Below are 13,419 nucleotides of genomic sequence, written 5' to 3' on the forward strand. Positions count from 1 at the left end.
AGAGGTGAACCATAAGATGGCAATCGAAATGAACAAAGAAGTCAGCCAAGGCACAGTCGAGCAGCGGATGGTTTATGAGTCCGGTAACGAGATGGCGGCCTATGCAGCACATCAAATCAACTATCATGTGATGGGTTATTTCCCAATCTCCCCGTCGACGGAGGTTGCGCAATTTCTTGACTTGATGAAAGCCAACGGCCAGCATGACATCAAGCTGATTCCAGCGGACGGCGAGCACGGCTCCGCAGGGATTTGTTATGGTGCGGCTACTGCCGGCGGACGCGTATTCAACGCCACCAGCGCCAACGGTTACCTGTACATGCTGGAGCAAATGCCGGTGCAATCCGGTACGCGTTTCCCGATGGTAATGAACCTGGTGTGCCGTTCCGTATCCGGTCCACTGAACATTCACGGCGACCACTCCGATTTGTACTATGCTTTGAACACCGGATGGCCGATCCTGATGTGCCGCGATCCGCAAGCGGTGTACGATATGAACATTATGGCGATCAAGCTGGCTGAAGATCCAGAAGTCCGTTTGCCTGTTATCGTGGCTTCCGACGGTTACTTCACTTCCCACCAGAAGCGCCGCGTGCAAACCTTTGCACATAAAGAAGACGTGCATGCGTTCATCGGCGAACAACCGAAGCAATTCCCGCACGTGCTTGACCGAAACAATCCGATCACGGTCGGTCCTTACATGAACGAGCCGGACTACATCAACAACTGCTACCAGCAGTCCGTTGCCATGTACAAAGCAGGCGAAGTGTTCGACCGCATCCAACAAGAGTATAAGCTGCTGACAGGCCGCGATTATCCGATCCTGGACCTGTACCGCATGGAAGATGCCGAGGTAGCGGTATTCCTCATGAACTCGTCGTCCGAGATCATCAAGGATGTCGTAGACCAGCTTCGCGAGAAGGGCATCAAAGCCGGTTCCATCGCGCCGAACATGATTCGTCCGTTCCCTGCGAAGCAAATCGCTGAAGCGCTCAAGAATGTGAAAGCCGTCACCATCGGTGACCGTGCAGACTCGTACGGTGCACATGGCGGTAACATGTCGCTGGAGATCAAAGCTGCGTTGTTCACGGCTGGCAATACTTCTACGCAAGTCGTAAGCCGTGTATACGGTCTGGGCGGTAAAGACTTCTACGCAGAAGACGGTCACCACCTGTTTGAACTCGCCATTGATGCGGCAAGCAAAGGCAAAGTGGAAGTGCCGTTCGATTACTATGGCCATACGCCAGGAGATCGTTCCAAAAAGCCTGAACGCGTAATCGAGCCAATGAAATATGAAGATTTAAAAACCGGGCTCATCACCGTCGACAAAGACGAAGCGACTGGCCAGCTGAAAGTCAAAGTTCCGCCGATTCGTCAGCTGACGAAGAAGCCGAAGCGTTTGGCTCCAGGTCATGGCGCATGTCCGGGCTGCGGTATTTTCTCCGGTCTCGAGCTGTTCTTCAAAGGCATCGAGGGTGACATCGTAGCACTGTTCCACACGGGCTGTGCGATGGTTGTTACCACAGGCTATCCGTACTCTTCGCATAAAGCGACTTACATCCACAACCTGTTCCAAAGCGGGGCAGCAACACTGTCCGGCGTAGTGGAAATGTTCTGGGAGCGTAAGCGCCGCGGCGAGCTGGATCATCTGAACCTGCCGGCGGACTTCACGTTCGTTATGATTACTGGAGACGGCGGTATGGACATCGGTATGGGTCCTGCCATCGGTGCTGCACTGCGGAACCATAAAATGATCGTTCTGGAGTATGATAACGAAGGATACATGAATACGGGTGCACAGCTGTCCTACTCGACACCACTGGGCCACCGGACTTCGACGTCCAACGTTGGTAAGCATCAAGGCGGTAAGCTGTTCCACCATAAAGATACTCCGCAAATTATGGCGGCAACCAACATTCCTTACGTATTTACAGGGTCCGAAGCAGCGCCTCAGGATATGCTGAAGAAAGCGGCGAAGGCTCAGTACTATGCACAGAATGAAGGTATGGTGTACGGCAAAATTTTGATCACCTGTCCGCTGAACTGGCTGTCGGAAGAAGAAATCGGCCAGTCGCTGATTGATCAAGCCGTAAACTCGTGCTTCTTCCCACTTTATGAAGTGGAGAACGGAGTCACTACGATCACCTACAACCCGGAAGATAAGAGCAAGCGGATTCCGGTGGGCGAATGGCTGAAAAACATGGGTAAAACGAAGCACCTGACGAAGCCGGAGTACGCCGAAGCGCTTCAATCGTTTGAGACGGAAGTCGAGCGCCGTTGGAGCCGGCTCAAGGCCAAGCACGAAAATCCTTACTTGTAAAATAGTAACGCGCATTCAGGCGCAAACTCTTCTTAGAGCTTGCGCCTTTTCGTTTCAATCGTAAGACAAGGGGGCCAGCTTATGCCGTTTGTATTAAGACATGCGCAAACCGGCGAGATCGCCGCGTGCGTGCAGCGCAACAACTACAACCTGGATTACTTCGGTGTGAAGCAGTGGAGCCAAAGCTCAGAGGCGGAGCAGGAGAAGGAAGCATTCCTGGATACGCTTGGTTTTGAGGATAAGGATCAGTGGTTCGTAACCTCGGTCACGGAGGACCGCGTGAAGGTGTTCAACGTGAAGCTGAAGAACGATCCTTCTCGCAGGCTGATTATGGATACTGCAGGGCTTCTTTCGGTCCAAGCCCGAGATTGAAGCGAACATCATAACGGACACCGGAGGACTAATAGGTATGAAAATGAATCCCTTTGCCGTGTTTGAGCAAGCAAGCTCGGAGCAAGAGCTGGAGCAGTTTCAGAGCCTGATTCAGAAAGAGGGCTTTACCGCGTTCCGTCATTTTCTGGATGGGTTCCGGGAACGGCTCAAGGGCTTCGATGAAACTGAGATCGAGAAGATTACGACGCTGCTGGAGCGAGCGAAGCAGCTGTTTCCAGTGCCAGGCCATTTTAGCCCGGTCTGGCAGGTGGTGTGGAATGAATTCGAGCAGCTGATCGCGTACAAAATCACCGTGCTGGAATCGATCCCGCAAGCGGACAGAGATGGCGAATGGCAGATTCTCATCGATAATCCATTCACCAATTCGGATATCGTCTGCTATCCGTCGCTCTCTTTTATCGAAGGCGCTTATATGTATGCTTACTTCCGGACGGATCTCAAGCAGAACGAGTACATCCGGCTGCAAAAAATCCAAAACCTCATCATGGCCTTCGGCAGCGAAGGCAGCGCGAAAAAAGAAAAGAGCAAAGACCGATAATTCGGCTTTGCTCTTTTTTCTATGCTGAATTAACCAACCGCCGCGACCAGCTGAAGCTTCTCTTTCACTTGAACTACAAGACGTTCCGCATCTTCTTGGCGTCCAACGACATCGGTCGTATCCATATCAACGATCAGCACTTGCGAAGCGTGGTAATGATGCATCACCCAATCGTCATAGTCGCGCCAGAGCGTCCGATAATACTCGACCAAAGCAGGGTCCTGCTCGAAGCTCCGCCCGCGGAGTCCGATGCGATACATCACCGTTTCGAAGGAGCCTTTCAAATAAACCATCAGATCCGGCGCCTTCTTCGGAAGCTCTTCCAGCTCCTCCAGCATATTATTGGCCAAATTTTCATATATCGTAAACTCTAGATCGCTAATTCTACCCAGTTGTTTGTTGATCCGTGCAAAATACCAATCCTCATAAATGCTGCGATCCAGCACGTTATGCCTATGTACCAAGGCCTCTTTGATCGCTTTGAACCGTGTGTCTAGGAAGTATAGCTGAAGGAGAAACGGATACCGTTTGCTTTCAATTTCTTCTGGTGTGGACGTATAAAATAAAGGCAAAATCGGATTTTCATCGACGCTTTCATAAAAAACCTGCGAGCCCAATGCCTCACCCAGTAAGGTGGCTACAGATGTCTTCCCTAAACCAATCATTCCCCCGACAACAATCACTGCCATGCTTCCCCTTTCTCCTTTTACGAGACCGATTGCTTACCAAGATTAGCGAACCCTATGAATCTATCCCTATGAACTATTGAGTGGCTAAAAAGCCGAACCGACTCATTATAGCAGGAATCGACAAAGAAATCACTGCATAAGATTGTCAATTGGTACCTAATTTTGAGCTGGATCGCATAGGGAGGAAGTGGATAGGAAAAGCTAGATTCAACTTTACAGCTTGGGACGGAGCGTATGATGACTGGGAACATTTTGATCGTTGAGGATGAGGATAAAATTGCTCGCGTGCTGCAGCTCGAGCTGGAGCACGAAGGCTACACCGTGGAGAGGGCGGCCGATGGCAGAGATGGAGCGGCTATGGCGGTTGCTAAACCATGGAGCTTGATTTTGCTGGACGTGATGCTCCCTAGTTTGAACGGGCTTGAAGTGCTGCGACGGATCCGTCAAGCCAATGAAACGGTGCCGGTCATCTTGCTCACTGCAAGAGATGCTACACCTGATATTGTGAGCGGCTTCGATCAAGGAGCGAATGACTATGTAACGAAGCCGTTTGTGCTGGAGGAGCTGCTCGCCCGTATCCGCAATCTAATCGCACTAACCAACCGCCAGAAGCCCTCAGGGGACATCTTGCGCTGCGCAGACTTAGTGGTGGATGTGAAAGCGAGGAAGGTGACGCGTGCGGGCAATTTGATCGAGCTGACACCAAAGGAATTTGAGCTGCTGCACTATTTGATTCAGCACAAGGATCACGTCCTGAGCCGGGATGAGATCATCTCCGACGTTTGGGGCTATGACTTTGTCGGCGATACGAACATCGTGGACGTCTACATTCGCTATTTGCGCCAAAAAATCGATAAAGGCTACAAACCGAAGCTGATTCGAACGTCCCGCGGCATCGGTTATGAGCTGACGGAGTCCGACGGATGAGCCTGAGAACACGTTTAGTATGGCTTACAGGATCGTGGATTTTGATCATCCTGATCTTTTTCAATATTTTTATCTACTATTATACGTTTAAAAAAACGACCTCGGAGGAGGACCGTCTGCTATGGAATAAAGCTCAGATCATTCTGCGCAATCCAGACATCCATAATCCGAGGAATTGGAGCCGTCCCGACCTGCTACAGGAGTTTGGCGCTGAGGACACCCTGATTCGCATTATTGGAGCCAGCGGGAGGATTCGTGCGCAATTGTCCTCGAACGAAGAGCTGTCGGCGTACCCGGCTGTTTACCGGACAGGGTATCAATCTACTGTAGTCAATGATTTTGACTCCCGTAAGCTGTTTATTCAAGTGCCTATCATCAGTGAGAATACCGGCACGCAGATCGGTTTGCTGGAGCTGGGCAAAGAGCTGGATTTCATCAGCTCCGTCCTGGACATCCTGGTTACCGGGCTCACGATTACGACGATCAGCATCATTTTATTTTCTATTATAGCTGCTGTGTTTTATACCAGAGTGATCATACGACCGCTCAGGCAGCTGCTGGAAACGATGCGAGCGATCCGCAGCAGTGGGGATTTTGTGCTGCTGGATCCGAAATATACGTCGAAAAAGGACGAGCTGGGGCGATTGGGTCAAACCTTTAATGAGATGATCTTGTTCCTGCAAGATACAGACCAGAAGCAGAAGCAATTCGTCGCGGACGCCTCACACGAGCTTCGAACGCCGCTGACGGTCATCGAGAGCTATGCTTCCTTGCTTAAGAGATGGGGAGGCAACGATCCGGCCGTAAGAGAGGAAGCGATCGAGGCGATCCATTCGGAGAGTGCTCGGCTGAAAAGCTTGATCACCTCCTTGCTGAAGCTTGCCGAGGTGGAGCGCGAGGAATTGATGAATTGCAGTGATGTCGAGCTGATTCCGCTGGTGAAGCAGGCGGCAGAGCAAATGGAGCATGCTTTTCAACGTCAGATTGAGCTCTTTTGTCCGGATGAAGAAGAACGACCTATCGTACTGTGTGCCGACCGGGAGAAGTTGAAGCAGCTGCTTATTATTTTAATCGATAATGCCTTCAAATATAGCAAGGAGCCCGTCAAAATTGATATTTCGCGCGTTAGACACCACGTACAGCTGCAAATTATCGACCGGGGGATGGGGATTCCGAAGGATGAGCTCCCTCATTTATTTGAACGTTTTTACCGCGTAGATAAGGCTAGAGGAAGAGGAACCGGGGGGACTGGGCTCGGACTGTCCATTGCGAAGCAAATCGTGACGCAGCACCGCGGAACGATTCATATCGACAGTAAAATCGGGGTCGGCACCACCGTGACTATCGGGTTTCAGCAGCAAAAATGAGCCGCGAGGAATCGCGGCATACCAATAATGAAAGCGTTTTTAAAAGCTTGCAAGAAGCAAACTCTGAGAGAATTCTCATGGAATTCTAATAATCGAGCCTAACCCTTGACCAACCCTGCGTTCAGAGGAAGTCTAGGAAAATCACTCCAAAACTAGCTGTGTTATAGTGTGTTCAGGCCAATCACCGGCTAACTAAACTCTCAAATTCAAGGAGGACGTTACGATGAGAAACCTGATTCAAAAGCGTTTGGGTAAAATGACAATGGCAGTTACACTTAGTACTGCAGTATTAATGGGTGGTACAGCAGTCGCTATTCCGACACCGAAGGCCGAAGCGGCTTCCGCTACATCTAAAGCGCAGGGTGTTATTTCCACAGCCAAGAAGTTTATGGGCCGTCCATATAATTTCGGAGCTACGCTTGGTAACACGAGCTCGTTCGACTGCTCGTCGCTTACTTGGTATGCGTTCCATAAGTATGGGATTAATCTGCCTCGTACCTCGCAAGCACAGTCTAAAGTTGGCTCGTATGTTTCGAAAAGCAATTTGAAGCCTGGGGATCTGGTATTTTTCTACTCGCCGATCCACCATGTCGGGATTTATATCGGTAATGGCCAGTTTATTCATACGTGGGGCAAGCCCGGCGTAACGATCTCGAATCTGAACACCGGCTGGTGGAAAGCGCACTACAAAACCGCGCGCCGCGTGTTGTAAGTAGCGAACCGTCCTTTTTTGAAGGGCGGTTTTTGCTATTCGATGAGACTTTAGTGCAGTAAATCCGCGCTGCGTCGCAAGATTTTGTACAAATATGAGGCTCTTTAAGTACAGTATGCCCAATGCTCTTGGGAGTAATAAGGCTTTTTTGCGTTGTCGGACTGAAAATTGACTTCACCAGCGGTCAATTTTTACATATTTGTGACTCCGGTGTCTCCGGATGCGGTGTTTGCGGCAAGCATGACGGTCGTTCCGGGCATAGTACGAACGGGCAGACGTTCTCGAATGCAACCTTGATGCTCGATGTCACCCAAATGGCGAACAAACAAAATCTCGCCGCGGCGTCGATTTACAGCTCGGGGGATCAAGAAATCGCAACACTGGGCGGCGGGCAGTAGGTATGACGCAAGAAAGAAAAAACCTTCAGGACATGAGTCCTGAAGGTTTTTTGGCTGGCGCGAGGGCATCCTCGGGCTTTTTCTCGCCGACACGAAGAAACATCCATACACCGAGCAACAGTACGGCGCCCGCTGCGGCTTGCAGCCAAGTGAGCGATTCGCCCAGCAGCAGAAAAGCCAGCAGGGACGCGCCAAGCGGCTCCCCAAGCACGCTCATCGACACTGTTTCAGGGCGAAGATAATTGAGCAGCCAGTTAAACAAATAATGGCCGAACAGCGTCGGCACAACCGCAAGCAGCAAGAAAATGCCCCAATCAGAGGAAGAGTAACCGGTAAAAGCGATCCCCGTCACCACATTGTAACCAGCCAAAACGATAGCGGCGAACAAGAAGACGAAGAAGCTGTAAACAAAGGACGGGATGCGGGACACGAGGCTTTTGCCCATAATCATATGAACCGCAATCGCCGCCGTACCGAGCAGGGAGAGCAGGTCACCCAGCAGCGCCACCCCTTTGAAGCTCCAATCGCCCCAGCCGATCATGATCGCCCCGACCATGGCGGTCAGCATGCTGGCCACCGCAAGCGGATGCGTGCGTTGACGAAATACGATTATCGCGCCGATCAGTACAAATACCGGTTCAAGCGTCAAAATGGAGGTGGAGCTGGCCACGGTTGTGAAGCGAAGGGAGCCCATCCAAAGCAAGAAGTGAACCCCCAGCGCTAGGCCGGACCAGAACAACGGCAGCCATTCTTTTACGCTCATGCATGCAATGGCCTCCCGATGACGTAGAAGAAAGGGAAGCATCAGCAAAGTGGTGAGCAGCAGACGATACATCGCGATCACGGAAACCGGCGCAGTTGACCATCGGACAAATATAGCGGAAAAAGAAATGGCTATAATGCCAATAATGAGCGGCAGCCACAGGGGAACAGGCAATCGTTTGTGATGATTCATGAGGTTAAGGACTCCTTTTGTGAGAGATATGCTAGTTGTTAGTTGTTAGTTTTACGCTTAGGCGGCTGTCGCCCGAGTCGAGTTGGTTTTTGTTCCGTTCTGCAGCACGCGATTCATCCAGAAGACGCCGGTGACGATCAGGCACGCGCCGATCAGGTGGTAATAATGAATGACCTCGCCTCGGAATAATGTAGCGAAGATGGCGCTGAACAGCGGAATGAAATTCAGAAAACCGGAGCATCGAGCAGGGCCGAGCACCATAATCGCGGAATTCCACGAAGAGAAGGCCACCACGGAAGCGAATATCCCTACATAAATGACGCCGGCAGTAAGCGGTGCTGTCAGGTGCAGCTGAGGCTGTCGAACGATCCACTCTACAATTGAGCTAGGAACTAGGACCATCAAAGCGACGATGATTTTGGCGACAAACAGCGCATTGACTGGGAGCACTCCAGCTACCTTTTTCATCCCGACGGAATAAGCAGCCCAGCAGGTTATCGCCACGATCATCCACAAGTCACCACTGTTAAAAGAAAGCCCGCTAATAGCAGACCAGGTGCCGTGTGAAATGATCCACAGGACGCCGACCATGGAAATTAGGATCGCGGGTATGGCGTTCCAAGCTGTCTTTTCCCGCAGCATGAGGGTGGAGAGGAGCACGACGATAATCGGTGTTGCCGCATTCATCAGGGAGGCGTTGATCGAATCGGTATATTGCACCGCGATGTAAGTCAATGTGTTGAAGCCCGCTACACCGGTCAGCGAGAGGAACAGCACCATTCGCCAATGCTTTAGCAGCAAGGGACGGTTAGCTCGCAGCTCTTTGCCCCAGATGGGCAATACCAGAAGGAGAGCCAGCATCCAGCGTGTGGCTGCCAGCATGAGCGGCGGGATGTCCGCTACGATCGCTTTGCCCACGACAAAATTGCCGCCCCAAAGGCAGGTAGCGACAAGCAGCAGCACATAAGGGGATTTCCACATGGTACACACACCTCTCTGAACTCAAGTTGTACTGGAACACCTTAGGATTGTGCAACCTTGTAATGGGATTATGTATTTATTGGAAGTGCGTCCAATCCATTAATTCCGAGGGCTTCTTAATACTTAATACGGATTTTCCGTAATCATTCCATGCTACGTTAATACAACAGCTTAATGAAGTATACGACGGAGAAGGGAATCCGGGCAACAACATTTTGCCGCGCATTCCGGATCTGCAGACCGTGTTCGACCATCCGGTCATGATGCAAACGATGAAAGAGAACGGATACATGGACATTTTAGCCATTTTATGATATGAAAGAAGATAGACCGGGCAGCAGGCAGGAACAACACTATATCAAGCACGGCATAATGGGGGTGCAGACGGATGACCCGGCGGTTTGTAATTGAAGCGGTACTGGTGGCGATCTATGGCGAATTGATGTTGCCGAGCCGCCCTGTGGAATATTTAATTCCGTATTCCACCGTGATGGAGCTGTACGAAATGAAAGACAGTCCGGAACCGGTGATGTCGGAGCCAGACGACGATGCGCACGTGAAGCTGAAAATCGGAGAATTGATCGCTTATTTCGACGATTCCTTTAATAAGAAGAAGCTGGAGCGCTCCTTGCAGTCCCCTTGGCGGCTCAGCCCGCCGCTGCCAATCCATGAGAACGTCACGTTTATTATCGTGAATGCCATGGAGAATGCGCAGTATGGGGAGGGCTTCGATCCGATCGAGACGGAGGTGGTGTTGACTTCGCTCAGGGAGCAAGCCCCGATTTTGACGGATCAGCTGGAGCTGATGGAAAAAATTATTCAAGCCGAGGTTCCAGTGCAAGTCTATGATGTATACGATTTCGATTTTGCTGTGGAGCAAGGCATCTCCGCGGACGATTGGCTCGCTCCATAAAGCAGGAAGTGATCATTTGATGGATCAATCCCCGTCCGGGGATTTTTTTCTGCTTAGGTGTTCACGAAAAATGAGGAGGATAATTGGATGAACAACATTTATATCATTACCGGCGTTTCGCGAGGGATCGGGGAGGCATTGGCGAAGCGGCTGCTGCAGCCATCGAATCGGGTCATTGGCATTTCACGTAAAGCTAATGAACAGCTTGCGGCGTGGGCTGAGAAGCAAGAGGCGGCGTATGAATTTTTTCCGTATGACCTCAAGGAAACGCAGGGATTGGACGCTTTGCTGGAGAGAGTGTTTGCAAAAGTAAACAAACAAGAGACAAGCTCCGTCACCTTCATCAATAATGCCGGGATGCTCGAGCCGATCATGCCGCTGCAGGAAGCGGACAGTCAAGTCATGACGGAGCACCTGCAGGTGAATTTGCTCGCTCCGATGATCTGCACCGCAGCGTTCATCCGCTTAACGGAGGGCTGGGAAATGCCTCGTACGATCGTGAACATCTCGTCCGGCGCAGGCAAGCACCCTTACAGCGGCTGGGCGGCGTACTGCACGTCGAAGGCCGGGCTGGACATGCTGACCCGCTGCGTAGCTCTGGAGCAGGGTGAGGGCGCTCACGCCGTGAAGCTCCTCTCCATCGCGCCAGGCATTGTCGACACCCAAATGCAGGAGCTCATCCGCTCCACTCCGGAGGCCTCGTTCCCGGATGTGAACAAGTTCATCGAGCTCAAGGCAACGGACGCTCTGACTTCACCGGAAGACGCTGCCGATCGCATCGCTGGTGTCCTGGAGAGCGGACGCTTCCAGCAAGGCGATGTTATTGATTTGCGGCAACTTTACGCTTAAGCTCATCTACCGTAAGGCCGTTGTAGGCGGCGAAGCCGCCCTCACGCAGGGTAATTAGCTTCCCGCCGAGCAGCGGATAAATGCTCTGCCAGCTTCCGACCAGCGAATACAGCTTGGTGTTCGGAACGCGCCGCAAAAAAACGACATACTCACCTTCGGCAAACGGACCGGTATACGTAAGATTGAGTGGATTGGCAGGTGGTGGCAGCGGTTCAACACCGTCGGTCACAATCCGAATGGGGCTGCGCTCGGCGCGGCCTTTCAATGTTTCATGGATTCGAAATGGCTGTACATAATTAACCAGCTCGCCTGCGGACAGCTTGATGCCCGTGGGAAACGTCTCCATACGCGTGTCAAAATGCCCGTATACGATCAGATCGGCGCTGCGCGTAAGCTCCGTTTCCGTGGTGACAGGGACGTGCTGAAGCCGGATTTTACTGATATCGGGCTGCGCGGCAAGCGGTGTGACCGGCAGTATACCGAAGAGAATGAAAGCGATAAAAATGGAAACCATTTGTCGTATGGACATAATGCTGCTCCTTTGACTCTGATGAACGGGATTGGATGGGGCGAAACCATACTAGCTTTCATCGAAATGGAAAATTTTATGCACAAGATATTGATCAGTTAACGATGAGGGTGAGTCAACCATGTTTGATCCGACCATTTTTGATAATTTAAAGGTCGTGCTGGAAGGGGGCTTGTACGACCTCGATGCGGAAGAGCTGATTTCGGTCATCGGACGGGTCGATCAGATAGACCTAGCCAGCATGAGCCGTACGTTCGGAATCGCTGTGAAGCTGCGTGAGGGGAAGGTGAAGGCGGAATTGCGCCTTAGCAGCGGGCTGTTGGATTTTGCCGCCGAGCTGCGCGGGGTAAGCGTTGTAGGTGCCCAGCCGGGAGCCGAGCTGTCCATTGAATTTGAGCTTCCCGCTGATCCGGTGGGTATCGGGCGATTCGACGCGATTCATCGGCATCTGCATCAGCAATGGGGAAGCGAGGCGGCGATTGGGTACGAGGAACGAAGCCGCTTTACCACGCAGCCTGCTCCGCGCCGAACGATTTTTATTGCGACGGTCGCGTTCCAGCGCAAGGTCGATGAGAACCATATCGCCGATCTGGATTCGCTCTTGGAGCATATCGTCGAAAGCCTGGAGCTCTTGGAGCGCCAGGTATAGCCAACTTGGGTTATGAATCGCAACTTTAAGGAGACATGCATGTCAACGGCACTACGCTTACGAGGCTTTAACTTTTTTTATTTCTCGCTGTTCGCGCTGTTTCTTTCGTTTCTGCCGGTTTATTGCTCTAGCATAGGGATGTCGGGGGCTCAGATCGGGATGCTTCTAGGCGCCGGCAGCGTAATCAGCATCGTCTCGCAGCCGCTTTGGGGGATGGTCAGCGATAAATACCGCACAATCAAAACGGTGCTGCTCCTCATTTTGGCTGCCTCCGTGCTAGTAGGAACGGGGATGTACCGCTCCCACCAAGTTTGGACATTGAGCCTCATGGTCGGACTGATGTATTTGCTGTACTTGCCGACTGACCCGCTGGTCGAAAGCTTGAATTTTCAAACCTCGCAGCGGATCCGGGTCAGCTACGGCTCACTACGCATGTTCGGCGCGCTCGGCTATGCGGTGACTTCGTTGTCGGCGGGATTATTCGTACAAAGCTGGGGCATGGGGAGCTTGTCGTGGGTTTTTCTGACGTTCGGCGTACTGAGCCTCTTGCTCTGTCTGGGGCTGACGGATGTCGAAGCTTCATCGAAGCCTGCCAGGCTTAAGCATTTAGGCGCGTTTTTCCTGCAGTCGCATACGCTTACTTTTTTTGTCCTGGTGCTGCTTGTCGCCATTCCTCATAAAATGAACGACAGCTTCATCGGGCTGTACATGGCACAGCTGGGGGGCAGTGTCACTTACACCGGGCTCTGCTGGTTTGTGATGACGATTACGGAAACGGTGTTCTTCGCGCTCAGCTCCAAGCTGATTAAGCCGGGGAAAGAAACGCTCCTCATGTCGATCGCGGCAGGACTATACGCACTGCGGTTTCTGCTCTGTGCTTTTGTTCGTACTCCTTCTGAGCTTGTTGGCCTGCAGGTATTTCAAGGCTGTACGTTTGTCTTTTTTTATGCGGCATCCATCCAATATTTGTACTCGATCGTACCCGAGCAGTGGAAGTCAACAGGTCAGACGGTACTCACCGTGGTGTTTTTCGGCGTATCGGGGATTATCGGCTCTGGCTTCGGAGGGTGGCTGATCGAGCTGCTGGGAGGGTCAGCGTTGTATAAAGTGATGGCATGCTTATCGGCGGTCAGTTTTGCTTACAGCTTTATTCTGCTAAAGCGAACCGGGCAGGTCGCCAATAAGGTGACATAAAAAAT

15 protein-coding genes are annotated in these 13,419 nt (G+C 51.7%); 11 read left to right on the forward strand and 4 right to left on the reverse strand.

What is annotated here, in order from left to right:
• The first annotated feature begins 16 nt into the window (after nucleotides 1-16).
• The 3 genes from FPZ49_RS24655 (at nucleotide 17) to FPZ49_RS24665 (ending at nucleotide 3,251) form a co-directional block, all read left to right on the forward strand.
• A complete protein-coding gene (locus FPZ49_RS24655) occupies nucleotides 17-2,320 on the forward strand; it encodes a thiamine pyrophosphate-dependent enzyme (RefSeq protein ID WP_144852105.1) in 2,304 nt (767 codons plus the stop codon).
• Nucleotides 2,321-2,401: 81 nt separating this feature from the next.
• Entirely contained in the window at nucleotides 2,402-2,692 is a 291-nt protein-coding gene (locus FPZ49_RS24660; protein ID WP_144852108.1) for a hypothetical protein, read from the forward strand.
• Between the two features lie 37 nt (nucleotides 2,693-2,729).
• Nucleotides 2,730-3,251: a hypothetical protein gene (locus FPZ49_RS24665; RefSeq protein WP_144852111.1), complete on the forward strand. Its 522-nt coding sequence runs from the start codon at nucleotides 2,730-2,732 to the stop codon at nucleotides 3,249-3,251.
• A gap of 29 nt (nucleotides 3,252-3,280) precedes the next feature.
• Here the strand turns inward: FPZ49_RS24665 and FPZ49_RS24670 are convergent, their stop codons facing one another.
• Nucleotides 3,281-3,940 (reverse strand): deoxynucleoside kinase, encoded by a 660-nt coding sequence (locus FPZ49_RS24670; RefSeq protein ID WP_144852114.1) that lies wholly within the window; start codon nucleotides 3,938-3,940, stop codon nucleotides 3,281-3,283.
• 237 nt (nucleotides 3,941-4,177) lie between these two features.
• Here FPZ49_RS24670 and FPZ49_RS24675 point away from each other — a divergent pair, with 237 nt between their 5' ends.
• The 4 genes from FPZ49_RS24675 (at nucleotide 4,178) to FPZ49_RS24690 (ending at nucleotide 7,344) form a co-directional block, all read left to right on the forward strand.
• Nucleotides 4,178-4,867, forward strand: a complete 690-nt coding sequence (locus FPZ49_RS24675; RefSeq protein WP_144852221.1) for a response regulator transcription factor — start codon at nucleotides 4,178-4,180, stop codon at nucleotides 4,865-4,867.
• Complete coding sequence (locus FPZ49_RS24680) at nucleotides 4,864-6,234, forward strand: sensor histidine kinase (RefSeq protein ID WP_144852116.1); 1,371 nt, start codon at nucleotides 4,864-4,866, stop codon at nucleotides 6,232-6,234. Before FPZ49_RS24675 ends, FPZ49_RS24680 begins: the two co-directional genes overlap by 4 nt.
• Nucleotides 6,235-6,457: 223 nt before the next feature.
• Nucleotides 6,458-6,946 (forward strand): C40 family peptidase, encoded by a 489-nt coding sequence (locus FPZ49_RS24685; RefSeq protein WP_144852118.1) that lies wholly within the window; start codon nucleotides 6,458-6,460, stop codon nucleotides 6,944-6,946.
• A gap of 128 nt (nucleotides 6,947-7,074) precedes the next feature.
• The gene (locus FPZ49_RS24690) at nucleotides 7,075-7,344 is read left to right on the forward strand and encodes a hypothetical protein (protein ID WP_144852120.1); all 270 of its coding nucleotides are present in this window, start codon (nucleotides 7,075-7,077) and stop codon (nucleotides 7,342-7,344) included.
• 25 nt (nucleotides 7,345-7,369) lie between these two features.
• Here FPZ49_RS24690 and FPZ49_RS24695 read toward each other — a convergent pair whose 3' ends face one another.
• Nucleotides 7,370-8,299, reverse strand: a complete 930-nt coding sequence (locus FPZ49_RS24695) for a DMT family transporter (RefSeq protein ID WP_144852123.1) — start codon at nucleotides 8,297-8,299, stop codon at nucleotides 7,370-7,372.
• Between the two features lie 57 nt (nucleotides 8,300-8,356).
• A complete protein-coding gene (locus FPZ49_RS24700) occupies nucleotides 8,357-9,280 on the reverse strand; it encodes a DMT family transporter (RefSeq protein WP_144852126.1) in 924 nt (307 codons plus the stop codon).
• Between the two features lie 388 nt (nucleotides 9,281-9,668).
• On the opposite strand from FPZ49_RS24700, the gene FPZ49_RS24705 reads away from it, so the two are divergent.
• Both FPZ49_RS24705 and FPZ49_RS24710 read left to right on the forward strand, forming a co-directional pair.
• On the forward strand, nucleotides 9,669-10,193 hold the full coding sequence (locus FPZ49_RS24705; protein ID WP_144852128.1) for an ADP-heptose synthase: 525 nt from the start codon (nucleotides 9,669-9,671) through the stop codon (nucleotides 10,191-10,193).
• An 87-nt stretch (nucleotides 10,194-10,280) separates the two neighbouring features.
• Nucleotides 10,281-11,042, forward strand: a complete 762-nt coding sequence (locus tag FPZ49_RS24710) for a (S)-benzoin forming benzil reductase (protein ID WP_144852131.1) — start codon at nucleotides 10,281-10,283, stop codon at nucleotides 11,040-11,042.
• Here FPZ49_RS24710 and FPZ49_RS24715 read toward each other — a convergent pair.
• Complete coding sequence (locus FPZ49_RS24715) at nucleotides 11,014-11,571, reverse strand: hypothetical protein (protein ID WP_144852134.1); 558 nt, start codon at nucleotides 11,569-11,571, stop codon at nucleotides 11,014-11,016. The two genes, FPZ49_RS24710 and FPZ49_RS24715, sit on opposite strands and share 29 nt — an antisense overlap.
• A gap of 121 nt (nucleotides 11,572-11,692) precedes the next feature.
• Between FPZ49_RS24715 and FPZ49_RS24720 the strand changes: the two genes are divergently transcribed.
• Together FPZ49_RS24720 and FPZ49_RS24725 are read left to right on the forward strand one after the other, a co-directional pair.
• Nucleotides 11,693-12,220, forward strand: a complete 528-nt coding sequence (locus FPZ49_RS24720) for a hypothetical protein (RefSeq protein ID WP_144852137.1) — start codon at nucleotides 11,693-11,695, stop codon at nucleotides 12,218-12,220.
• Nucleotides 12,221-12,259: 39 nt separating this feature from the next.
• On the forward strand, nucleotides 12,260-13,414 hold the full coding sequence (locus tag FPZ49_RS24725; RefSeq protein WP_186446067.1) for an MFS transporter: 1,155 nt from the start codon (nucleotides 12,260-12,262) through the stop codon (nucleotides 13,412-13,414).
• Nucleotides 13,415-13,419 lie beyond the last annotated feature (5 nt).

The organism is Paenibacillus cremeus (assembly GCF_007786445.1).
Lineage (GTDB): Bacteria > Bacillota > Bacilli > Paenibacillales > NBRC-103111 > Paenibacillus_G > Paenibacillus_G cremeus.